Origin of the sequence: Kingella sp. SNUBH-2017 (assembly GCF_028680565.1) — a bacterium.
In the GTDB taxonomy this organism is placed as follows: domain Bacteria; phylum Pseudomonadota; class Gammaproteobacteria; order Burkholderiales; family Neisseriaceae; genus Kingella_D; species Kingella_D pumchi.
Genome location: NZ_JAPHVK010000001.1, coordinates 51,864 through 75,992, shown reverse-complemented (window position 1 = coordinate 75,992; position 24,129 = coordinate 51,864). Strand labels below are relative to the sequence as shown.

Here is a 24,129-nt window from a genome sequence, read left to right as displayed (position 1 = left end):
CCGCGCTTGTCTGCAACGCAAAGGCTGCCTGAAATTCAGGTAGCCTTTCTTCATCCGATTTATCGGCTGCCTGGGGGCGTGTAGGGAGTGCGTTGCAGAGTGTAGGTTGGGTTGGCAAACCCAACATTTCACTTTATTTGTTGGGTTACACCTGCAGCAGCCGTAGGGTGCGCACCGCGCACCGAAGCAGCCTGAAAGACGAAGCAGCCTGAAAGACGAAGCAGCCTGAAAGACGAAGCAGCCTGAAAGACGAAGCAGCCTGAAAGACGAAGCAGCCTGAAAGACGAAGCAGCCTGAAAGACGAAGCAGCCTGAAAACCGCATTCGCGGTTTTCAGGCTGCTTTTTCTGCGGCAAGCCCTGTTCGGGCTGCCGCTGCGGCTCAAACTTACTCTGCCGCTTCTTCCGCTGCCGCAGCAGCGGCCTGGCCGTGCTGCGCCGCCCATTGGGCGCGGCGGGTTTTGTGGTAGCTCAGGCCGGTGCCGGCGGGGATCAGGCGGCCGACGATGACGTTTTCTTTCAGACCGCGCAAATCGTCTTTCTTGCCCATAATCGCGGCTTCGGTAAGCACGCGGGTGGTTTCTTGGAACGATGCGGCGGAAATAAAGCTGTCGGTCGAGAGCGAGGCTTTGGTGATGCCGAGCAGGATGTTGTCGAAGCGGGCGGGCTCTTTGCCTTCGGCTTCGGCTTTTTCGTTGGCGATCATCACGTCGGCGCGTTCGACCTGCTCGCCGGTGATGAAGCCGGTGTCGCCGGGGTCGGTGATGTTCACGCGGCGCAGCATCTGGCGGATGATGACTTCGATGTGTTTGTCGGAAATCTTCACGCCCTGCAGACGATACACTTCCTGAACTTCCTGCACGATGTAGCGGGTGAGCGCTTCGATGCCCTGCAGGCGCAGGATGTCGTGCGGATCGACGGCGCCGTCGACGATGGTTTCGCCGCGATTGACCACTTGGCCGTCGTGCACCAGCAGCTGTTTCTCTTTGGAAATCAGGGTTTCGTGGCTGACGCCGTCCAAATCGGTAATCACCAGGCGCTGTTTGCCTTTGGTCTCTTTGCCGAAGCCGACGGTACCGGTAACTTCGGCGAGCATGCCGGCGTCTTTGGGGATGCGGGCTTCAAACAGCTCGGCCACGCGGGGCAGACCGCCGGTAATGTCGCGGGTTTTGGAAGTGGCCTGGGGAGTACGCGCCATCACGTCGCCCTTGCCGACTTCCTGGCCTTCGCGCACGGTAATCACGGCACCGACGGGGAAGGTCATGGTAACCGGGGTTTCGGTGCCGGGGATGGTAACCGGTTCGCCGTCTTCGCCGATCAGGTGGACGGTGGGGCGCAGCAGTTTGCTGGAGCTGGTGCGGCGCTTGCCGTCGATCACGACGAGAGTGGACAGGCCGGTTACGTCGTCGGTCTGCTTGCTGACGGTTACGCCTTCTTCGACGTTTTCGAAACGCACGGTACCGGCGTATTCGGTAATCATCGGGTGGGTGTGCGGATCCCAGGTGGCCAGGGTTTGGCCGGCTTTGAGCTCTTCGCCGTCTTTAATCAGCAGGGTGGCGCCGTAGGGCACTTTGTGGCGCTCGCGCTCGCGGCCGACGGCATCGTGAATCACTACTTCGCAGGAGCGGCCGATCACGATCAGCTCGCCTTTGTTGTTGGCAATGTAGCGCATCTGGCTGCTGAAGCGGGCGGTGCCGTTGGATTTGGCTTCCACCTGGCTGGCGGCGGCGGCTCGGGACGCGGCACCGCCGATGTGGAAGGTACGCATGGTGAGCTGGGTGCCGGGTTCGCCGATGGACTGGGCGGCAATCACGCCGACGGCTTCGCCGGTGTTCACCAGTTTGCCGCGGGCAAGGTCGCGGCCGTAGCATTTGGAGCACAGGCCGTAGCGGGTTTGGCAGGTAATCGGAGTGCGGACTTTGACTTCGTCCACGCCAGAGTTGTCGATCATGTCCACCAGTTTTTCGTCAAGCAGGGTGCCGGCTTCGATCAGGGTGGCGTGGCTGGAAGGATCAACCACGTCGGCGGCGGTAACGCGGCCGAGAATGCGGTCGCGCAGCGGTTCGATTACGTCGCCGCCCTGCACCACGGCTTTCATGGCGAAGCCGTCGCTGGTGCCGCAGTCTTCTTCCACTACCACCAAATCTTGGGTTACGTCCACCAGACGGCGGGTCAGGTAACCGGAGTTGGCGGTTTTCAGCGCGGTGTCGGCCAGACCCTTACGCGCGCCGTGGGTGGAGATAAAGTACTGCAATACGGTCAGGCCTTCGCGGAAGTTGGCGGTAATCGGCGTTTCGATAATCGAGCCGTCCGGTTTGGCCATCAGGCCGCGCATGCCGGAGAGCTGCTTGATCTGGGCAGCGGAACCACGGGCGCCAGAGTCGGCCATCATGTAGATGGAGTTGAACGATTCCTGATCGACTTCCTTGCCTTCGCGGTCGATTACTTTCTGGGTGGACAGATTGTCCATCATCGCTTTGGCGATTTTGTCGCCCGCTTTGCCCCAAATATCGATCACTTTGTTGTAACGCTCGCCGTTGGTTACCAAGCCGGCGTGGTACTGGCTTTCGATTTCTTTCACTTCGGCATTGGCTTCGGCCAAGAGTTTGGCTTTTTGCTTGGGCACTTCCATATCGTCCACGCAGATGGAGATGCCGCCTTTGGCCGCTAGGGCAAAGCCGGTGTACATCAGGTGGTCGGCGAAAATCACGGTGTCGCGCAGGCCGCACAGGCGGAAGGAGGCGTTAATCAGCTTGGAGATTTCTTTTTTCTTCAGCGCTTTGTTGATGTATTCAAACGGCAGGCCTTTGGGCAGGATTTCAGACAGCAGCGCACGGCCGACGGTGGTTTCGTAACGCTTAACCACCGGCTCGAATTCGCCCGCTTCGTTTTTCTCCCACTCGCGCAGGCGCACGGTGATTTTGGTGCCCAGTTCCACCTGTTTGGTGTGGTAGGCACGGTGCACTTCTTTCACGTCGCTAAACAGGCTGCCTTCGCCTTTGCCGTTGATTTTGTCGCGGGTCATGTAATACAGACCCAACACGATGTCTTGCGAGGGCACAATAATCGGCTCGCCGTTGGCCGGCGCCAGCACGTTGTTGGAGGCCAGCATCAGGGTGCGGGCTTCCATCTGCGCTTCCAGGCTCAGGGGCACGTGGACGGCCATTTGGTCGCCGTCGAAGTCGGCGTTGAACGCGGCGCACACCAAGGGATGCAGCTGGATCGCCTTGCCTTCAATCAGAATCGGCTCGAAGGCTTGGATACCCAAGCGGTGCAGGGTCGGCGCACGGTTGAGCAGAATCGGGTGTTCGCGGATGACTTCTTCCAAGATGTCCCAAACTTCCGGCACTTCCTGCTCAACCAGTTTTTTTGCCGCTTTAACGGTGGTGGCCAGCTCGCGCTGTTCGAGTTTGTGGAAAATAAACGGTTTGAACAATTCCAAAGCCATTTTTTTCGGCAGGCCGCACTGGTGCAGGCGCAGGTAGGGGCCGACGGTAATCACGGAACGGCCGGAGTAGTCCACACGTTTACCCAGCAGGTTTTGGCGGAAGCGGCCGCTCTTGCCTTTAATCATATCGGCCAGCGATTTCAGGGGGCGTTTGTTGGCGCCGGTCATCGCTTTGCCGCGGCGGCCGTTGTCCAGCAGGCTGTCCACCGCTTCTTGCAGCATGCGTTTTTCGTTGCGCACGATGATGTCGGGCGCGTTCAGTTCGAGCAGGCGTTTCAGGCGGTTGTTGCGGTTGATCACGCGGCGGTAGAGATCGTTCAGATCCGAAGTGGCGAAACGGCCGCCGTCCAGCGGTACCAGCGGACGCAGATCGGGCGGCAGCACCGGCAGCACGTCCATAATCATCCACTCGAGCTTCATGCCGCTGCGGTGGAAGGCTTCCAGCACTTTCAGGCGTTTGGCCAGCTTTTTGATTTTGGTTTCGGAATTGGTGCTTTGCAGCTCTTGGCGCAGGATGCCGATTTCGTTTTCCACATCCAGGCCGCGCAGCAGCTCGCGGATGCCTTCGGCGCCCATATAGGCTTCAAAGTCGTCGCCGAATTCGTCGAGTTTGGCGTAATAGTCTTCTTCCGACAGCAACTGGCGGCGTTGCAGCGTGGTCATGCCGGGGTCGGTAACCACAAAGGCTTCAAAGTACAGCACGCGCTCGATGTCGCGCAGGGTCATGTCCAGCACCATACCCAGACGGGAGGGCAGCGATTTCAAAAACCAGATGTGGGCAACCGGCGCGGCCAATTCGATATGGCCCATGCGCTCGCGGCGCACTTTGGTCAGCGTTACTTCCACACCGCATTTTTCGCAGGTTACGCCTTTGAATTTCAGGCGCTTGTATTTGCCGCACAAGCATTCGTAGTCTTTGACCGGGCCGAAAATCTTGGCGCAGAACAAACCGTCGCGCTCGGGCTTGAAGGTGCGGTAGTTGATGGTTTCCGGTTTTTTCACTTCGCCGTAGGACCACGAACGGATGGTGTCGGGCGAGGCGATGCCGATTTTGATGGCGTCGAATTCTTCGGAACCTGCCTGCTGCAGGGGGGCGAATAAATCGGTTAGGTTCATTTTTGCTCCTTGGGATTTGCCCGGGGGACGGTTTGGATTCAACTAAAAATTTTTAAGGAGGCAGCCTGAAAACGGTTTTTCAGGCTTTCAGGCTGCCTGAAAGCAAGACGGGCAGCGGCTTAGGGCTGCTTTTCCAGATTGTAGCGGCTGTCTTCGCGAAAGGCGTTCTGACCGGCTTCGAGCATCTGCACGCGGCCTTCGGCAACGAAAAAGCGGGCGTGGGCGGCTTTTTCGTCGAGTTTGACGATGCTGCCGTTTTCCCACTCGAAGCGGCCTTTTTCTTCGGTTTTCAGCGGTTGTTTGCCGCCTTGCGAATCGGTGGTCAGCACATAGCTTTTGTCATCGTTCAGGCGCAGGGTAACGACGTTTTTCGCGCAGTCGGCGCAGGGCAGTTCGCCCTGATAGATGCCCGCCCAGTCGAGCGAGTTTTCGGCATTGTGGCCGTCGTCGAACATCGCGGCATCAGATGCGGCGCTATCGGACGCGGCGGAAGCAGCCTGAAAACCGTCGGCGGCCGAAGCAGCCTGAACGGCAACCGACGCGGCGGGCGCATCGTTCTGCTGCGGTGCCTGCTCGGTGCAAGCAGCCAGCGCGACAGTGGCCAGCAGGGAAGTCAGGATGGAGATGAAGCGGCGGTTTGCGGTCATTGCGGGATTCTCGAAACGGTTTTCAGGCTGCCTTTAAACTTGAAGCGGAAAATCTGGGCATGCCGTTTCAGGCTGCCTGAAAACGGCCTTGAAGGCAGCCTGAAAAGTTTTTCCGCCTTTCAGGCTGCCCGGATGCCTAGTTGTTTTCCAGGTCGATATCGAGACCGAGCGAGCGGATCTCTTTGACGATCACATTAAACGATTCGGGCATGCCGGCATCGATTTTGTGTTCGCCCTTGACGATGTTTTCGTACATTTTGGTACGGCCGGTTACGTCGTCGGACTTCACGGTCAGCATCTCTTGCAGGGTGTAGGCGGCGCCGTAGGCTTCGAGCGCCCACACTTCCATCTCACCGAAACGTTGGCCGCCGAACTGGGCTTTACCGCCCAGGGGCTGTTGGGTAACCAGTGAGTAGGGGCCGGTGGAGCGGGCGTGCATTTTCTCGTCCACCAGGTGGTGCAGTTTCAGATAGTGCATCACGCCGACGGTTACTTTGCGGTCGAAAGGCTCGCCCGAGCGGCCGTCGTAGAGCGTAATCTGGGTTTTGGTGTCGTTAAAGCCGAGTTTCTGCACTTCGGGATCGTCGCTGGGGTAGGCGAGTTCGAGCATCTCGTAGATCTCTTTCTCTTTGGCGCCGTCAAACACCGGAGAGGCAAAGGTGGCGCCGCCTTTGAGGTTTTCGGCCAGCGTGAGAATCTCGTCGTCGCTGAGCGATTTGAGGTTTTCTTTTTTGCCGCTGCCGTTGTAGAGTTTTTCGAGGAAGGCGCGGATTTCTTTTACCTTCTTCTGCTCATCCAGCATTTTTTCGATACGGCGGCCGATGCCTTTGGCGGCCCAGCCCAAGTGCACTTCGAGAATCTGGCCGATGTTCATACGGCTCGGTACGCCCAGCGGGTTGAGGACGATATCGACGGTGCGGCCGTCGGCCATATAGGGCATGTCTTCCACCGGCAGAATACGCGATACCACGCCTTTGTTACCGTGGCGGCCGGCCATTTTGTCGCCGGCCTGCAGGCGGCGTTTGATGGCGATGAATACTTTGACCATTTTCTGCACGCCGGGGGGCAGCTCGTCGCCCTGGGTCATTTTTTTCTTTTTGACTTCGTAAAGGGCGTCGGCTTCTTCGCGTTTGTCTTGCAGGCTGCCTTTAATCAGTTCGAGCTGCTTGGCCAGTTCTTCGTCGGCCAGGCGGATGTCGAACCAGTCGTGTTTGCTGGGCAGGCCGGCCAGGTATTCGGCGGTGATTTCTTTGCCTTTGCCGAGTTTCATCGGGCCGCCGTTGGCTTTTTGGCCGACAATCATGCGCTCAATACGGTCGAAGGCGTCGTTGTCGAAAATGCGCAGCTGGTCGCTGAGGTCTTGGCGGTAGCGTTTGAGCTCGGCATCGATAATCGACTGGGCGCGTTTGTCGCGCTGGATGCCTTCGCGGGTGAAGACCTGTACGTCGATAACGGTGCCGCTCATGCCGGTGGGCATGCGCAGCGAGGTGTCTTTCACATCGGAGGCTTTTTCGCCGAAGATGGCGCGCAGCAGTTTTTCTTCGGGCGTAAGCTGGGTTTCGCCTTTGGGGGTGACTTTGCCCACCAGTACGTCGCCGGCTTCGACTTCGGAACCGATAAAGACGATGCCGCTCTCGTCCAGGCGGTTTTGCATGCGCTCGGACAGGTTGGGAATGTCGCGGGTGATTTCTTCGGCACCGAGTTTGGTGTCGCGGGCGACAACGTTCAGCTCTTCGATGTGGATGGAAGTGTAGCGGTCGTCGGCGGCCACTTTTTCGGAAATCAGAATCGAGTCTTCGTAGTTGTAACCGTTCCACGGCATAAAAGCGATGGTCATGTTCTGACCGAGCGCCAGCTCGCCCAAGTCGGTGGAAGCGCCGTCGGCAATCAGGTCGCCGCGTTGCAGCACGTCACCGGCTTTGACGGCGGGGCGCTGGTTGATGTTGGTGGACTGGTTGGAACGGGTGAATTTCACCAGATTGTAGATGTCCACGCCCACTTCGCCGGCGCTGGTTTCGTCGTCGTGCACGCGCACCACGATACGGTTGGCATCGACATACTCGACCACGCCGCCGCGACGGGCAACGATGGCGGTAGCGCTGTCCACCGCTACGGAACGCTCGATGCCGGTACCGACCAGCGGTTTTTCGGCACGCAGACAGGGTACGGCCTGACGCTGCATGTTGGCACCCATCAGGGCGCGGTTGGCGTCGTCATGCTCCAAGAAGGGAATCAGCGATGCAGCCACGGAAACAATCTGGCCGGTGGCCACGTCCATATACTGCACGCGGTCGGCAGTCGCCAAAATGGTTTCGCCTTTTTCGCGGCAGGTAATCAAATCGCCGAGCAGCTTGCCGTTTTTGTCCAAATCGGTATTGGCCTGGGCAATCACATAGCGACCTTCTTCGATGGCGGACAGATAGTCGATGTCGTTGGTTACTTTGCCATCGACCACGCGGCGGTAGGGCGTTTCCAAGAAACCGTAGTCGTTGGTGCGGGCAAATACCGACAGCGAGTTAATCAAACCAATGTTCGGGCCCTCGGGCGTTTCAATCGGGCAGACGCGGCCGTAGTGGGTCGGATGCACGTCGCGCACTTCAAAACCAGCGCGCTCGCGGGTCAAACCGCCCGGGCCAAGCGCGGATACACGGCGTTTATGGGTGATTTCAGACAAGGGGTTGGTCTGATCCATAAACTGGCTCAGCTGGCTGGAACCGAAGAATTCTTTAATCGCGGCGGAAACGGGCTTGGCGTTGATCAGATCGGTCGGCATCAGATTGTCGGCTTCGGCCTGGTTCAGGCGCTCTTTTACCGCCCGCTCGACACGCGCCAGACCGGAACGGAACTGGTTTTCCACCAACTCGCCCACCGAACGCACGCGGCGGTTGCCCAAGTGGTCGATATCGTCCACTTCGCCATGACTGTTACGCAGCTCCACCAAGGTGGCGATGGTTACCACGATGTCTTCCTGGCTGAGCACGAAACCGCCTTTTTCGGCCGCACCGACAAAGGTTTCGTTCAGCAGACGGCCGTACCAGCTGCCCTCTTGCACCGGCAGCAGCTTCTGCTCGTAAGTGCGGGTGTTGAACTTCATGCGGCCGACACGGGAGAGATCGTAGCTCTCTTCTTGGAAGAACATGCGGTTAAACAGTGCTTCAACCGCTTCTTCAGTAGGCGGCTCGCCAGGGCGCATCATGCGGTAAATGGCGATGCGGGCACTGGTTTTGTCGGTAGTTTCATCGGTGCGCATGGTGGCGGAAATGTAACCGCCGGCTTCCATATCGTTGATAAACAGCGTTTCAATCTGCGCCACACCGTGAATATCGAATTGGGCCAGTAATTCTTCAGTCAGCTCGTCGTTGGCGGACGCCAGAATTTCACCGGTATCAGGCACGATCACATCGCGTGCCAGCACTTTACCGATCAGGCTGTCTGCTTCGACATTCAAGCGGGTCAGGCCTGTAGCTTGGATATCACGCACATGCTTGGCCGTAATCCGTTTGCCAGCCTGAACCAGAACCTTGCCGTTTTTGTCCAGCAGGTCAAACTTGGCCGTTTCGCCTTTCAGACGCTCGGGCACCAAATCAGTTTGTACACCGTCTTTGGAGAAGTAATAGTTTTCTTTGTCGTAGAACATCTCCAACATCTGTTCGTTGTTGTAGCCCAAAGCACGCAACAGAATGGTTACCGGCATTTTGCGGCGACGGTCGATACGGAAATACAACAAATCTTTATGATCGAATTCAAAATCCAACCATGAACCGCGATAGGGAATAATACGTGCAGAAAACAGCAATTTTCCGGATGAATGGGTTTTGCCGCGATCGTGTTCAAAAAACACACCGGGCGAGCGGTGAAGTTGGGACACAATCACACGCTCGGTTCCGTTGATAACAAATGAACCACTCGGCGTCATCAATGGGATTTCGCCCATATACACTTCATTGACGCGGATTTCTTTTATCTCGCGCTCTTCGGGTTTATTAGAGCCTTCTTTATTGAAAATGGCCAGTTTAATTTTTGCCCGTAGCGGAGCTGCATAAGTAATACCGCGCAGCTGGCACTCGGCAATATCGAATACCGGCTCGCCCAGCATATATTGCTCAAATTGCAGCTCTGCGTAGCCGTTATTGCTTAGAATAGGGAAAATGGAGTTAAAAGCAGCCTGCAATCCTTCATTTGAGCGTTGCTCCGGTGCCGCGGTTTGCTGCAAGAACTTCCCATAGGACTCAAGCTGCGTAGTTAACAGATAGGGAACTTCTAAAACGGTTTCGCGTTTAGCAAAACTCTTACGGATACGTTTTTTTTCAGCGAAGCTATATGACATTACAGGTACTCCAAATAGATTTGTAAGGCTGATTCTTAAATCGGGAGTGAATTTTCAGGCTGCCTGTGGTTCAGGAAAATTCTTTGAGCTGTGCCGGCCATCAGGAAGTTAGCACATAAATCAAGATTGAAATATTTGGTAAATTTTAGCCAAATATTTTGTTGATTTGTAAAACTATTTAAATATTCTATTTTCTTATTATGTTAGCGCAACAAGGCTGGCAGTAAATTACTGCCAGCCTGTTGCTGTTTCCAAAGTTTATTTAATTTCAACTTTGGCACCAGCTTCTTCAAGCTGTTTCTTGATATCGTCAGCTTCTGCTTGAGATACGCCTTCTTTAAGAGTTTTGGGAGCGCCATCAACCAAGTCTTTGGCTTCTTTCAAGCCCAGGCCGGTAATTGCACGAACTACTTTGATTACGCCAACTTTCTGATCACCGGCAGAAGCCAAGATCACATCAAATTCAGTTTTGGCTTCAGCAGCAGCGCCACCAGCAGCCGGACCAGCAGCCACTGCAACAGCAGCTGCGGAAACACCAAATTTTTCTTCGAACGCTTTAACCAAATCGTTCAGTTCCATTACGGTCAGATTGCCAACGGCTTCCAAAATGTCTTCTTTAGTAATAGCCATGCTATAAACTCCTAAATATTGAAATTAAAATCTATAAAATTAAATAATTAAGCAGCTTCACCAGATGATTGCTTTTCTGCCAATGCAGCCAAACCACGAGCAAAGCTCGAAACAGGCGCTTGCATAACAAACAACAATTTAGACAACAGCTCTTCGCGGTTCGGAATAGATGCCAACTCGGAAACCTTAGCTACATCCAACAACTCTCCGTTGTAAGATCCAGCCTTAATAACGATTTTGTCATCTTTTTTCGCAAACTGATGCAGTACTTTTGCTGCAGCTACAGCATCTTCAGACGCTGCATAGACCAAAGGACCAACCATGTGGTCAGCCAATGCAGCAAAAGAAGTTCCTTCAACTGCGCGACGTGCCAAGGTATTTTTCAATACTCGCAAATAAACACCTTCTTTACGAGCATTAGCACGAAGTTCAGTCATACTGGCAACACTGATACCGCGATATTCAGCAACAACCATAGTTTGAGCATTGGCGATACCAGCACCAATCTCTTCTACTGTCGCTTTCTTGGCTTCAATATTGAGACTCAAGGTCTACCTCCTACTGTTTACATTAAACGATGCCTAAATATAAGGCATGCTCCCAGCGCGGTAACCTGATAAAAAACATTTGGCAAAACCGAATACTTTAAACCTAGGACTACCGTCTGCGTAGGGCTTCAATGCCTAGATAAGCATTTCAAATTAAAACTATTGTTCCCTACGGTCTCGGACATCTGCTTAAATAAAGCTTAAGCAGTCCAAAATTGACCCATCGACCAACAATGGGTCAAATTTACAAATTAAGCAACACTCGCGGTATCTACACGCACGCCAACACCCATAGTGCTGGAAATTGCAATCTTTTTAAGATACAGCCCTTTTGCAGTTGCAGGCTTAGCTTTCACAACCGCATCCAAAATGGCAGCAAAATTCTCCTGCAGATCGGCCTCAGAAAAAGATGCACGTCCAATTGTTGCGTGCACGATACCAGCCTTATCAGTCCGATACTGAACCTGACCCGCTTTTGCATTTTTTACTGCTTCTGCAACATTAGGCGTTACTGTGCCAACTTTCGGATTAGGCATCAAACCACGCGGACCAAGAATTGTACCCAACTGACCTACAACTCTCATCGCATCAGGAGAGGCAATAACCACATCAAAATTCAAATTGCCTTTTTTAATTTCATCCGCCAAGTCATCAAACCCAACGATGTCAGCACCAGCTTCCTTTGCAGCCTCAGCATTAGCGCCTTGCGCAAATACTGCGACACGAGTTACCTTGCCAGTACCCTTAGGCATAACAACAGATCCACGAATCACCTGATCAGACTTACGAGGATCTACACCCAAGTTAAAAGAGACATCAATGGACTCATCAAATTTGGCTGTAGCAGCACCCTTAACCAAGGTAATTGCCTCGGATACAGGATACACTTTCGAAAAATCAATAGAACTTCTCAAGCCCTGCAAACGTTTAGATACTTTAGCCATTTTACACACCCTCCACATCTAAGCCCATTGAGCGCGCCGAACCAGCAATAGTACGCACCGCAGCATCCAAATCAGCGGCAGTTAAGTCAGGTTCTTTAGTTTTTGCAATTTCTTCCAACTGGGCGCGGCTGATCTTGCCAACCTTATTAGTCAGCGGATTTGAACTACCCTTTTGCAATCCAGCAGCTTTTTTCAAGAGAATAGAAGCAGGCGGAGTCTTCAGAATAAATGTAAACGACTTATCTGCAAATGCGGTAATCACAACAGGAATCGGCAAGCCAGGCTCCACACCTTGGGTTGCCGCATTAAATGCTTTGCAAAACTCCATAATATTCAAGCCACGCTGACCAAGAGCGGGACCAACAGGAGGAGAGGGATTAGCCTTTCCCGCAGGTATTTGCAACTTAATGTAACCTACAATTTTTTTTGCCACAGTATTTACTCCAAACGTGGGTAATCGCGCAAAGCGCTCCCCAATTACACAAAGGCGGCGATTCTACCAGACCTAACAAAAAGAAAGCAAGAGTAACTTAACTTGATGCATCACTTTTTTCAACTTGAGAGAAATCTAACTCCACCGGGGTTTCCCTACCAAAAATCTGAACCGTTACTCTCAATTTACTACGTTCATAATCTACAAAATTAACAGAACCATTAAAATCCATAAAAGGCCCGTCATTAATGCGAACCTGCTGACCAATCTCAAACTCAATCCTAGGCTTAGGCTTCTGACCTGTTTCAGAACCTGAGACCTGAGACAAAATAGCATCCACCTCTTTTTGGGAAATAGGCAAAGGTTTATGACTTGTCCCCCCGACGAAGCCATTAATTCGAGGAGTACTCTTGACCAGATGCCATGAGCTATCAGTCATTTCCATTTCAATCAGAACATATCCTGGGAAGATTTTTCGCTCACTAATCGTCTTCTGCCCGTTCTTAATATCAACAACATCTTCAACAGGAACCAGAATCTCCCCAAAATACTCCCCCATACCTTCTCGAGAGATTCTTTCGATTAATGCTTTTTGTACATTCTTCTCAAAACCAGAATAAGCCTGAACCACATACCATTTTTTTGACATGACTACCCCTTAACCAGCAACATATTAAATAAAAAAGCAATCAAATTATCAATGCCATAAAGGAAGGCGGTAAAAACAACTGAAAATATAATTACAAAAACAGTTGTCTTCATAGTTTCTTGCCTTGACGGCCAGACTACCTTCTTAACTTCTTTAAATGAATCAGATAAGTATTGCCTAGTCCACTTCCCTCTAGCCGAAACAAAGAAGAAAAAAAGCAAAGCAAACAGCCAAACAGCAAAAGCAATAGAAATACCAAGCTGCTGAGAAATACCCGGCACTCCCATATAGATCCAAGCACCACCAACCAATAATGCAATAACCACTATTGACTTCAACATCTCTAAAGGAGAACCCTTGCTTTTTTCACTCATAATGTTCTCGATTCATTAAACTATTAGGACAATGATATTTTAAATAAAGAAAAACTAACCGATTACGAGAACCGGTTAGTTTATTATTTGGCAGGCCAGGAGGGTCTCGAACCCCCAACCCTCGGTTTTGGAGACCGATACTCTACCAATTGAGCTACTGACCTAGGGCTTTAAGCGATTACAGTAGAAACCACGCCGGCACCAACGGTACGGCCGCCTTCGCGGATGGCGAAACGCAGACCTTCTTCCATGGCAATCGGGGCGATCAGTTCTACGGTAATGGTTACGTTTTCACCGGGCATTACCATTTCCACGCCTTCTTCCAAAGTAACGGCACCGGTTACGTCGGTAGTACGGAAGTAGAACTGGGGACGGTAGTTGGCGAAGAACGGGGTATGGCGACCGCCTTCTTCTTTGCTCAGTACGTATACTTCGGCTTTGAATTTGGTGTGGGGGGTGATGCTGCCGGGTTTGGCCAATACTTGACCGCGCTCGACTTCTTCGCGTTTGGTACCGCGCAGCAGTACGCCGACGTTGTCGCCTGCCTGGCCTTCGTCCAGCAGTTTGCGGAACATTTCAACACCGGTACAGGTGGTTTTTTGGGTTTCTTTCAAACCGACGATTTCGATTTCATCGCCAACGTGGATGATACCGCGCTCTACGCGGCCGGTTACTACGGTACCGCGGCCGGAGATGGAGAATACGTCTTCGATCGGCAGCAGGAAGGGTTTGTCTACGGCACGCTCAGGAGTGGGGATGTAGCTGTCCAGAGCTGCAGCCAATTCAAAGATTTTCTCTTTGTAGGCGGCATCGCCTTCCAGGGCTTTCAGTGCGGAACCTTGGATGATCGGGATGTCGTCGCCGGGGAATTCGTAGCTGGAGAGCAGGTCGCGGATTTCCATTTCAACCAGCTCGAGCAGCTCAGCGTCGTCAACCATGTCGCATTTGTTCATGAAGACGATGATGTAGGGTACGCCTACCTGACGAGCCAGCAGGATGTGTTCGCGGGTTTGCGGCATGGGGCCGTCGGCAGCGGAACATACCAAAATCGCGCCGTCCATCTGGGCGGCACCGGTAATCATGTTTTTCACGTAGTCGGCGTGTCCGGGGCAGTCTACGTGGGCGTAGTGGCGGCCTTCGGTTTCGTATTCTACGTGGGAGGTGTTAATGGTAATGCCGCGGGCTTTTTCTTCCGGGGCGTTGTCGATTTGGTCGTAGCCTTTGGCCTGACCGCCAAATTTTTCAGCCAGAATGGTGGTCAGCGCTGCAGTCAGTGTGGTTTTACCATGGTCAACGTGACCGATGGTGCCAACGTTTACGTGCGGTTTGCTACGTTCGAATTTTTCCTTAGCCATGGCAAATTTCCTGTATCACTAAAATTAAAAATAAGGGAAAAAATTAGATGGTGCCCATAGGCAGAATTGAACTGCCGACCTCTCCCTTACCAAGGGAGTGCTCTACCCCTGAGCTACATGGGCCTAAATTATTTGGAGCGGGTGAAGGGAATCGAACCCTCACCGTAAGCTTGGAAGGCTTCTGCTCTACCATTGAGCTACACCCGCTTATTTAACCACTCCAAAATGAAACCAGTGGTGGTGGGAGAAGGATTCGAACCTTCGAAGCTCACGCAACAGATTTACAGTCTGCCCCCTTTGACCGCTCGGGAATCCCACCAAAGAGAAAGCGGAATATATCCGCTTCAAGCAGCGCCCGTCAAGGGCATTTTAACCCCACCGAGCACCGTTAATGACAACACAATATTTTTAATAAAAATTTAAACCATGCCGATTTAACACATTTAGCGATGGAATGTAATGATTCTTTCGTATTTCGCCATCAATTCTTCGTGTGTTTCGGGGTTTTCTTCGTCAATCAGAATGCAGTCCACGGGGCAGACCTGCTGGCATTGCGGCTCGTCGTAATGGCCGACGCACTGCGTGCACAGATTGGGATCGATTTCGTAAATTTCCTCCCCCTGCGAAATAGCATCGTTCGGGCATTCCGGCTCGCACACGTCGCAGTTGATGCATTCATCGGTAATAAATAGAGACATTTCAACAATCTCACGCAAACAAATTAAAAAGCGCGGCATTATAGCACGCTTTAATTTGAAAATTTCAGATTTTTTTACACTTAAGTGCTTGAGAATGTTTATTAAATGTATTCAATTTCCGATTTCAGGCTGCCTTGCCAGCACAAACACGCTTTTGCCCGCCCTGCCCTCGCGGCGGACTTCCAAATACGGCGGCAGCGGTGGCAGCGCCTCGGCTTCAATATAGACCGCAGCCTGATCAGCCAGGCGGTTTTCCAAAGCCTTAAAGAGTTCCGGCCATTTTTCCCAGCCGAAAGGCGGGTCAAGAAACACGACATCAAATTTCAGGCTGCTTTGCTGCAGAAACGGCAGCGCATCCTGCCTGACTACCCGCAAGCGATCCTGCAGGCCGAACTCCTGCGCCTGACGCTGCAATGCGGCAGCCGTCTGCGCATGGATTTCGCATAGACAGACCGATTGTGCGTTTCGCGATGCCGCCTCAAAACCCAGCGCCCCGCTGCCGGCAAACAAATCCAGCACCGCAAGGCCACTCAAATCCTGTCCCAGCCAGTTAAACAGCCGCTCGCGCACGCTGTCGGCAGTCGGGCGCAGGCCGGCGGCATCGGCGAAAACAAGCTGCCTGCCGCGGCAGCTGCCGCCGATAATGCGGACGCGGTTACGGTGTTTGGCGTGGTGTTTTTCGGTTTTCTGGCGGGTCATTTCAGGCTGCTTTCGGCAATCGCTATCAAACGGTCGGGGCGGCATTATAGTCAAAGCGCCCACCCCATGCCCGTCTTTTCAGGCTGCCTGAAACGTCAATACCGCTTCTTGCCGCAGCAGCCGGCCTTATTGGCAGGTGCGACGCCCAAGGCAGCCTGAAAACATTTTTCAGGCTGCCTCATGCTTTTCAGGCTGCCGTGCAAACGCGCGGCCGGCGGCGTTTACCTATATAATCCGCCCTTTTCGCCAGCCGCACTGCCCGTTATGACCGACGAAACTCCGAACAATCCGCCGCCCGCCAAAACCGCTGCGCCGCCGCGCAAACGCCGCTGGCTGCGGCGCTTGGCGCTCACTTTGCTGCTGTTGGTGGCGGTGCTGGCCGCCGCCCTGGTCTGGCTGCTCGGCAGCCATTCCGGCCTGCGGTTTGCCGCGTTCAAGATTCCGTCGTGGTTCGGCGTCGGCATCCGTGCCGAAAAACTGCAGGGCACGGTATGGGGCGGCTTTCAGGCCGACGGTCTGACCGTGCAGACCGAAGGGGCGGACGTTGCCGTCAGCCGCGCCGTATTCGCGTGGAAGCCAAACGAACTCTGGCAGCGCCATCTGCACATCAGCCGCATCGAAGCGGGCGACATCGACATCCAAACCAAACCCACGCCGCCCAAACCCGAATCAAAAGAACCTTTCAGGCTGCCTGAAAACCTCAATCTGCCGCTGAGCATCGACATCGACAGCATCCGCGCCGGCAAAATCACCATCGGCAAAAAGCACAGCGAAATCCTCGGCGGCCTGCAGGCCGGTTATCACTACAACCATCTCGAACACCTGCTCGACATTCCCAGCCTGAAAACGCCGTGGGCCGACAACCAGGGGCGCTTCTCGCTCACCGCCGACTCGCCTTTCGCCCTGCAGGGCACGCTCGATTCCAAAGGCGAACTCGAAGGTATCGCCATCGACAACCACCTGCTGCTCTCCGGCACCCTCGAAAACACCGTTCTGAACACCCACATCATCGGCAAAGACGTCTCGCTGCATGCCGATACCCGCGTCAAGCCGTTTGCCGACGACTTGGGCGACATGATCGGCCACATCAAACTCGAAGGCAGCAACATCAATCCCAAAGCCTTTATGGCCGGCCTGCCCGCGGCCAATCTCACCTTCAAGGCATCGGTGCTGCCGCGCACCGGCGGCGGCAATATTGCGCTCGACGGCGACATCAGCCTGCTCAACAGCAAACCCGCCGCCATCGACAACAACGGCATTCCGGTGCAGGAACTGACCGCCAACTTTACCATCGACCAAAACGGTCTGATCGACGTTGCCGCCGCCGATCTTGCCCTGATTAAAAACGGCAAAATCTCGCTGGCCGGCACCGTCGATACCGAAAAAGAGCGGCTCAAACTCAATACCCGTCTCAGCACCCTCACCGCCGCCGACCTGCTTGCCACCCCGCTGGCCGGCACGCTCAACGGCAGCATCGCCTTTAGCGGCAGTTTTGCCGAACCGCAAGCCAAATGGCAGCTCAACGCGTGGAATACCGACAGCACCGGTAATGTGAAGCTCGCCACCGACACCCAAAACCGCCAGCGCACCGTTATCATCGAAAACGGCCGCATTGCGCCCAAAGACGGCGGCAGCCTCCAGCTTTCAGGCAGCCTTGCGCTGTTTAAAGAACACGCCCTGCAGGCGCAGCTGCGCAGCGAGCATTTCAACCCCGCCAAAATCGACGCTTCCTGGCCGGCCGGCAACATCAACGGCAGCATCAAACTCGACGGCAGAATCGCCGACCAGGTTTTCCACAGCGACCTGCAGTTCGCCCCGTCGCAGCTCTCCGGCGCCAATCTCAGCGGCGGCGGCAAAGTCTCCTACGAACAAGGCTATCTGAGCCGCGCCGATTTGTCGGTACGGCTGGGCAGCAACCTGATCGACACCAAAGGCAGCTTCGGCCGCCGCGGCAGCGTGCTGCGCCTGAACATCGACGCGCCCAATCTCGCCCAATTCGGTTTCGGTCTCGAAGGGCTGCTCAACGCCAAAGGTACGCTCACCAGCACCGACAACGGCTGGACGAAAATCGACGCTGCGCTCGACGGCCAGGCACGCAGCCTGAAAGTGCCGGGCGCCGTGCAAATCGGTCGCGTCGATTTCAGGCTGCACGGCTCGCCCGACCCGCAGCGCCCGCTCGACATCGATCTCAAAGGCCAAAACATCCTGGCCGGCAGCACCGACATCGACCAAGTCGAACTGACCTTAAAAGGTACGCTGCGCCGCCACAACATCCGCGGCACAGGCAGCCTGAAAATCGACGGCAAACCGCTCAAAGCCCAGCTGGCGGCCGACGGCGGGCTGAACGAGCAAAACCAGTGGCACGGCAGCGTCGGCACCCTCAACACTTCCGGCGCCCTTAATCTGAGCCTGCAAAACCCGCTCACGCTCGAAGCCGGCAAAGAGCGTGTTTCCCTCAGCAGCGCCCGCTGGCGCGCACTCGGCGGCAGCCTGAATCTGGAACGCTTCGTGTGGGACAAAAAAAGCGGCCTTTCCGCCAAAGGCAGCGCCGACAACCTTCATTTTGCCGAACTGCACAATTTCTACACCCCGCCGGTCGAGCACAATCTGGTGCTCGCCGGCAACTGGGATTTGAGCTACAGCCAAAGCCCCAACGGCTATCTCAACATCAAACAGCAGGGTGGCGACATTACCCTGCCCACCAAACGCAAACAGGCGCTTAATCTCAGCAATTTCGTGCTCAACACCAACCTTACCGCCAGTGGCATCCGCAGCCGCTTCAGCGGCGACACCCGCTACGGCAAAGCCGCCGGCGAATTCGACATCCTGCAGGTATTCGGCGGCGGCCGCTTTGTCGAAGCGCCGATACAGGGCGCCGTGCGGCTCGACGCCCAAGAGCTGCAAACCCTGCGCAACCTGCTGCCTGCCGGCCAGACCATCCGCGGCAGCCTGAAAGGTGAAGCCCGTATCAGCGGCCGGCTCAACGACCCCAAATTCGACGGCACCATTACCGGCGAAGACCTGTTCTACCGCAACCGCGACGTCGGCGTAGTGCTGGCCGACGGCAAACTGCAATCCCGCCTGCAGGGCATGCGCTGGATTATCGACTCGCTCACCTTCCGCAACGGCGGCACCGTAACCCTCACCGGCAGCGCCGGCCTGAACGAAGGCAAAACCGACGTAAAAGCCAAAGTCGTTTTCGACCGCTACCGCCTGCTCGACAAACCCTCGCGCCGCCTGACCGTCAGCGGCAGCGCCGATGCCGGCTACGACGGTAGCCTGTTCACCCTCGACGGCAGCCTGAAAACCGACGAAGGCCGCTTCGGCTTCCAAGAAAGCAGCATGCCCGAGCTGGATGACGACGTCGTTATTCTCGGCGAAGCGGAAAAACCGCCCGCCACCGCCTTCCCGATGAACCTCAACCTCGTTTTCGACCTCAACGATGCCTTCCGCTTCAGCGGCAGCGGCCTGAACGTTACCCTCGGCGGCAAACTCAACATCAGCGCCCGCCCCGGCAGCAAAATGCAGGCGGTCGGCAGCGTCAACGTAATCAAAGGCCGCTACAAAGCCTACGGCCAGGACTTGGTGATTAAAAAAGGCGTGGTTTCCTTCGTCGGCCCGCTCGACAAACCCACGCTCAACATCCGCGCCGAACGCCGCAATTCGCCGGTGGGCGCCGGCGTGGAAGTGCTCGGCAGTCTCGACAAACCGCGCGTAAGCCTGGTTGCCAACGAAGCGATGAGCGAAAAAGACAAGCTCTCCTGGCTGATTCTCAACCGCGGCAGCAGCGGCAGCAGCGCCGACGAAGCCGCGCTTGCCACCGCCGCCAGCGCCTGGCTCGCCGGCCGCGTCAACGACAAAATCGGCCTGGTGGACGACTTCGGGCTGACCAGCCGCCAAACCCGCAACGCCCAAACCGGCGAAATGAACCCCGCCCAGCAAATCCTGACCTTCGGCAAACAGCTCACCCAAAACCTTTATCTCGGCTACGAAGTCGGGCTGGGCACCGCCAGCCAGTCGGTGAAACTGGTGTACCAGTTCAGCCGCTCTTTCCAGGCAGTCATCCGCGGCGGCACCGAAAGCTCCGGCGGCGAAGTGAAATACATCCACCGCTTCGACTAAACCCCTTTCAGGCTGCCTTTGGCTTTCAGGCAGCCTGAAAGCAGGTAGCTTGGGTTGCCAAACCCAACATTGACAAGGAATCTGACCGTATTGTTGGGTCTCGACCCAACCTACAGCACTGAAAGCCAAAGCAGCCTGAAAACCGGATTGGCGGTTTTCAGGCTGCTTTTTGCTGGGATGGTTCAGACTTTAGGACTCTTTCTTCTGCGGCACAATCGGGCAGACAAAATGGTAGGCGTCGATTTCAAAGCCGTGCTGGAAGTAAACGCGGTGGGCGTTGGCGCGCTCGCCGCCGACGCTGCTGTCCACCTGCATCTGGCCGATGCCCTGCTCGGCGGCAATGCGCTGCACTTCGTCGAGCAGGCGGCCGGCGTAGCCACGTTTGCGGCTTTCAGGCAGGGTAACCAGATCGTCGATATGGATGTGGCGGCCGCTGACCAGATTGGTGCGTTCGCGAAAACCGCATACTGCCACCGCGCTGTTTTTGCCGGCTTCAAAAATGCCGATCAGGCGGTAGCCTTCGCCGCGCTGCACCCCGTTTACCTGCGCGACAAACTGCTCGACGCTGCCGATCATCGGCCGCAGCACGCTCAGGGCGGCATAGGCGGCGGCGGTGTTGTCGGCGGCGATTTCGCGCAGCTGGCCGCTGGCATAGGCGGTTTTGCTGTCCGGTACTGCCTGTTGCAGCGGCGCCGCACCGCCCTGCTGCTCGGCCTGCAGGGTTTTGCCGTCGAGCACGCGCAAGTCGTTGTCGGCGGCAAAATCCATCAGAAAGCGGAACATGCTGGGATTGATTTCCTGCAGCTTGGCGTCGATGACCACGCAGCGGATTTTGTCCAGCAGCACGGGATGCACCCATTCATGGTAGGACAGGCGGTGGTCTTTGTTGAACGACGACAGGATGCCGCACAAACGCTCCGCCCAGTCGCTGGGGCGGAACACTTTGCCGTTGCTGGTGGTGCCGTGGATGATGACGGCGTCGGGATGTGGGGCGGACATATTTTTGCCGGACGGAAAAAAAGCGGAATTATAGTGTAAGCGCCGCCAAACCGCCATTGCCGCAACGGCGCGCACGAAAAAACCGTCTCAATTTGAGACGGTTTGGTATTTGGTTGCGGGGGCAGGATTCGAACCTACGACCTTCGGGTTATGAGCCCGACGAGCTACCATGCTGCTCCACCCCGCGTCTGAAGAAGGCGGAATATACGCGGTTTGGCGCAGGCCGTCAAGCGTTTTGACTGTAAGCGCGACAGACTGCAACCATTCGGGCTTTCAGGCTGCCTGAAAACCACGATACAAAGGCAGCCTGAAAACTCGCTTTGGCATTTTCAGGCTGCCTTTCTTGTGCGGCGGTTTTATTCCGCTGCGGTGTCGTCCGCTGCGGCGGGGACTTCGCCGGCGGTGCTTTCGCCCGCAGTTTCGGTGGCATCGTCTTCGACGTTTTCTTCTTCGGCCACCGGCTCCAGGCTGACCAGCTGTTCACCGTCGTCGAGATTGATCAGCTTGACGCCGGCGGCGGTGCGGCCGGTTTCGCGGATTTGTTCGACTTTGGTGCGGATCAGCACGCCGCCGCTGGTAATCAGCATCAGATCGTCGGAATCGCGCACCAGCGTGGCGGCAACCAGATCGCCGTTGCGCTCGCCGGTATTGATGGCGATATTGCCTTGGCCGCCTTTGTTTTTGCGCGGGTAGCCGGCAATCGGGGTGCGTTTGCCGTAGCCGTTGGCGGTGGCGGTGAGCACCTGCAATTCGCTCTCTTCGGCTTCGGGGGCGAAGGTAATCAGGCTGACGATGCGGCCGTTTTCAGGCAGCCGCATGCCGCGCATGCCGCCGCTGCCGCGTCCGCTCGGGCGCACGCCGTGTTTGCCGCTGACGGGGGCGCCGTCGCTGTCGCCGCTTTCTTCGTCGCCGTCGTTCAGGCTGCCTGAAAGCTCGGTTTCGTCGCTTTCGGCATCGTCGTGCTCGCTGCTGCGCTCCCAGTATTCGTTGAAGCGGATGGCCTTGCCGAGATTGGAAAACAGCATGATGTCGTCGGCGCCGCCGGTTTTGGCTACGCCCACCAGACTGTCGCCTTCTTTCATGGCGATGGCTTTGATGCCCTGGCTGCGCACGTTTTTAAAGGCGGAAAGCTGGACTTTTTTCACCATGCCCTGCGCGGTGGCGAAGAAGACGTACTGGTCTTCGGGGAAATCGCGCACGGCAAGAATGGCGCTGACTTTTTCGTTTTCTTCGAGCTGGATAACGTTGTTAATCGGGCGCCCGCGGCTGTTGCGGCCGCCTTCGGGCAGCTTGTACACCTTAATCCAATGGCAGCGGCCGAAGCTGGTGAAGCACATCAGGTAATCGTGGGTGTTGGCGACAAACAGGCTTTCGATAAAGTCTTCGTCTTTGGTGGCGGCGGCCTGTTTGCCGCGCCCGCCGCGCCGCTGGGCTTGGTAGTCGGTGGTCGGCTGGGTTTTGATGTAGCCGCCGTGGGTGAGCGTAACCACCATTTCGCGCGGCGGAATCAGGTCCTCGTCGGCAATGTCGCCGCCGAAGGGGTTGATTTCGCTGCGGCGTTCGTCGCCGAAATTGTTTTTGGTTTCTTCCAGCTCTTCGCGGATGATTTGGGTGATGCGTTCGGGTTTGGCGAGAATGTCGATAAAGTCGATGATTTGCGCCATGATGGTTTTGTAGTCGGCAACGATGGTGTCTTGGTCGAGACCGGTCAGGTTGCGCAGGCTCATGCGCAGGATGGCGTCGGCCTGCAATTCGCTCAGATGGTAGCCGTCGCCGCGCAGGCCGAGATTTTCAGGCAGCCCTTCGGGGCGCGCCATCTGCATGTCCAAATCGGTGCGCGAGAGCATTTCGCCCACCAGGCCGGACTGCCACGGCCGCGCCAGTAGCCTGGCTTTGGCTTCGGGCGCGTCCGCGGATTCTTTGATCAGCTGGATCATTTCATCGATATTCGACAGCGCCACCGCCTTGCCTTCGGCAATATGGCCTTCGTGGCGGGCTTTTTTCAGGCGGTAGAGCGTGCGGCGGGTAACGACTTCGCGGCGGTGGCGCAGAAATTCGCTCAGGATTTGTTTCAGATTAAGCAGGCGCGGCTGGCCGTCCACCAGCGCCACCATATTGATGCCGAAGCTGTCTTGCAGCTGGGTGAGTTTGTAGAGCTGGTTCAATACCACTTCGGCGTTTTCGTTGCGTTTCAGCTCGATCACCACGCGCATACCGGATTTGTCCGATTCGTCGCGCAATTCGCTGATGCCTTCCAATACTTTATCGCGCACCAGCTCGCCGATTTTTTCCACCAGCTTGGCTTTGTTTACCTGATAGGGGATTTCATCGACGATAATCGCTTCGCGCTCGCCGTTTTTGCCGATGGGCTCGATATGGGTTTTCGCCCGCATCACTACGCGGCCGCGGCCGCTGCGGTAGCCTTCGCGCACGCCGGACAAGCCGTAGATGGTGGCGCCGGTGGGGAAGTCGGGGGCTTTGACGATGTCGATCAACTCATCAATATCGGTATCCGGTTCGGCCAGCAGTTTCAGGCAGGCATCAACCGTATCATTCAGATTGTGCGGCGGAATATTGGTGGCCATGCCCACCGCGATGCCTTCGGAGCCGTTTACCAGCAGCGCGGGGATGCGCGCCGGCAGAATCAGCGGCTCGCTTTCACTGCCGTCGTAGTTGGGGCCGAAATTAACCGTTTCTTCTTCGATGTCCGCCAGCATTTCGTGGGCGATTTTCGCCATGCGGATTTCGGTGTAACGCATCGCCGCCGGATTGTCGCCGTCCACCGAGCCGAAGTTGCCCTGCCCGTCGACAAACATATAGCGCAGGGAAAAGGGCTGCGCCATGCGCACGATGGTCATATACACCGCAGAATCGCCGTGCGGGTGGTATTTACCGATCACATCGCCGACCACGCGGGCGGACTTTTTATAGGCGCTGTTCCAGTTGTTTTTCAACTCGTGCATAGCGTAGAGCACGCGGCGGTGCACGGGTTTGAGACCGTCGCGCACATCGGGCAGCGCGCGCCCCACAATCACGCTCATCGCGTAATCGAGATAGGACTGGCGCATTTCGTCTTCTAGGCTGACGGCGATGGTCTCTTTGGCAAACTGGTGGTCGTTGGCGCTCATATTGCGGCGTTCCG

16 protein-coding genes and 5 tRNA genes are annotated in these 24,129 nt (G+C 55.8%); 1 reads left to right on the top strand and 20 read right to left on the bottom strand.

Annotated elements, in window-relative coordinates:
- Positions 1-145: 145 nt before the first annotated feature.
- The 17 genes from OP500_RS00350 to rsmD form a co-directional block, all read right to left on the bottom strand.
- Positions 146-355 (bottom strand): hypothetical protein, encoded by a 210-nt coding sequence (locus tag OP500_RS00350; RefSeq protein WP_274069861.1) that lies wholly within the window; start codon positions 353-355, stop codon positions 146-148.
- A 31-nt stretch (positions 356-386) separates the two neighbouring features.
- Entirely contained in the window at positions 387-4,562 is a 4,176-nt protein-coding gene (rpoC, locus tag OP500_RS00345) for a DNA-directed RNA polymerase subunit beta' (RefSeq protein WP_238748351.1), read from the bottom strand.
- Between the two features lie 119 nt (positions 4,563-4,681).
- Positions 4,682-5,209 (bottom strand): copper resistance protein NlpE, encoded by a 528-nt coding sequence (locus OP500_RS00340; protein ID WP_238748352.1) that lies wholly within the window; start codon positions 5,207-5,209, stop codon positions 4,682-4,684.
- Between the two features lie 136 nt (positions 5,210-5,345).
- Positions 5,346-9,536, bottom strand: a complete 4,191-nt coding sequence (gene rpoB, locus OP500_RS00335) for a DNA-directed RNA polymerase subunit beta (RefSeq protein WP_238748353.1) — start codon at positions 9,534-9,536, stop codon at positions 5,346-5,348.
- 258 nt (positions 9,537-9,794) lie between these two features.
- Complete coding sequence (gene rplL / locus OP500_RS00330) at positions 9,795-10,166, bottom strand: 50S ribosomal protein L7/L12 (protein ID WP_238748354.1); 372 nt, start codon at positions 10,164-10,166, stop codon at positions 9,795-9,797.
- A gap of 47 nt (positions 10,167-10,213) precedes the next feature.
- Positions 10,214-10,714 carry a 50S ribosomal protein L10 gene (gene rplJ / locus OP500_RS00325; protein WP_238748355.1) on the bottom strand — a complete coding sequence of 167 codons (501 nt, stop codon included), beginning with the start codon at positions 10,712-10,714 and terminating at the stop codon, positions 10,214-10,216.
- 251 nt (positions 10,715-10,965) lie between these two features.
- Positions 10,966-11,658: a 50S ribosomal protein L1 gene (gene rplA, locus OP500_RS00320; protein ID WP_238748356.1), complete on the bottom strand. Its 693-nt coding sequence runs from the start codon at positions 11,656-11,658 to the stop codon at positions 10,966-10,968.
- A gap of 1 nt (position 11,659) precedes the next feature.
- Positions 11,660-12,091 carry a 50S ribosomal protein L11 gene (gene rplK, locus OP500_RS00315; RefSeq protein ID WP_238748357.1) on the bottom strand — a complete coding sequence of 144 codons (432 nt, stop codon included), beginning with the start codon at positions 12,089-12,091 and terminating at the stop codon, positions 11,660-11,662.
- A gap of 97 nt (positions 12,092-12,188) precedes the next feature.
- A complete protein-coding gene (gene nusG, locus OP500_RS00310) occupies positions 12,189-12,740 on the bottom strand; it encodes a transcription termination/antitermination protein NusG (protein WP_238748358.1) in 552 nt (183 codons plus the stop codon).
- Between the two features lie 2 nt (positions 12,741-12,742).
- Positions 12,743-13,114: a preprotein translocase subunit SecE gene (gene secE, locus OP500_RS00305; RefSeq protein ID WP_238748359.1), complete on the bottom strand. Its 372-nt coding sequence runs from the start codon at positions 13,112-13,114 to the stop codon at positions 12,743-12,745.
- 88 nt (positions 13,115-13,202) lie between these two features.
- Positions 13,203-13,278 (bottom strand) — tRNA-Trp (locus OP500_RS00300).
- Between the two features lie 6 nt (positions 13,279-13,284).
- The gene (gene tuf, locus OP500_RS00295) at positions 13,285-14,469 is read right to left on the bottom strand and encodes an elongation factor Tu (protein ID WP_274069860.1); all 1,185 of its coding nucleotides are present in this window, start codon (positions 14,467-14,469) and stop codon (positions 13,285-13,287) included.
- Between the two features lie 48 nt (positions 14,470-14,517).
- Positions 14,518-14,592: transfer RNA gene (locus tag OP500_RS00290), tRNA-Thr, on the bottom strand.
- Positions 14,593-14,602: 10 nt separating this feature from the next.
- Positions 14,603-14,676, bottom strand: a tRNA-Gly gene (locus OP500_RS00285).
- A 28-nt stretch (positions 14,677-14,704) separates the two neighbouring features.
- Positions 14,705-14,788, bottom strand: a tRNA-Tyr gene (locus OP500_RS00280).
- A 124-nt stretch (positions 14,789-14,912) separates the two neighbouring features.
- Complete coding sequence (locus tag OP500_RS00275; RefSeq protein WP_238745187.1) at positions 14,913-15,167, bottom strand: YfhL family 4Fe-4S dicluster ferredoxin; 255 nt, start codon at positions 15,165-15,167, stop codon at positions 14,913-14,915.
- Positions 15,168-15,278: 111 nt separating this feature from the next.
- The gene (rsmD, locus tag OP500_RS00270) at positions 15,279-15,866 is read right to left on the bottom strand and encodes a 16S rRNA (guanine(966)-N(2))-methyltransferase RsmD (RefSeq protein WP_238745189.1); all 588 of its coding nucleotides are present in this window, start codon (positions 15,864-15,866) and stop codon (positions 15,279-15,281) included.
- Between the two features lie 264 nt (positions 15,867-16,130).
- Here rsmD and OP500_RS00265 point away from each other — a divergent pair, with 264 nt between their 5' ends.
- On the top strand, positions 16,131-19,988 hold the full coding sequence (locus tag OP500_RS00265) for a translocation/assembly module TamB domain-containing protein (RefSeq protein ID WP_274069859.1): 3,858 nt from the start codon (positions 16,131-16,133) through the stop codon (positions 19,986-19,988).
- A 189-nt stretch (positions 19,989-20,177) separates the two neighbouring features.
- Here OP500_RS00265 and OP500_RS00260 read toward each other — a convergent pair whose 3' ends face one another.
- The 3 genes from OP500_RS00260 to gyrA all read right to left on the bottom strand — a co-directional run bounded on the left by OP500_RS00260 (position 20,178) and on the right by gyrA (position 24,115).
- Positions 20,178-20,987, bottom strand: a complete 810-nt coding sequence (locus OP500_RS00260; RefSeq protein WP_238745193.1) for a GNAT family N-acetyltransferase — start codon at positions 20,985-20,987, stop codon at positions 20,178-20,180.
- 110 nt (positions 20,988-21,097) lie between these two features.
- Positions 21,098-21,174 (bottom strand) — tRNA-Met (locus tag OP500_RS00255).
- Positions 21,175-21,343: 169 nt separating this feature from the next.
- Positions 21,344-24,115: a DNA gyrase subunit A gene (gene gyrA / locus OP500_RS00250; protein WP_274069858.1), complete on the bottom strand. Its 2,772-nt coding sequence runs from the start codon at positions 24,113-24,115 to the stop codon at positions 21,344-21,346.
- Positions 24,116-24,129 lie beyond the last annotated feature (14 nt).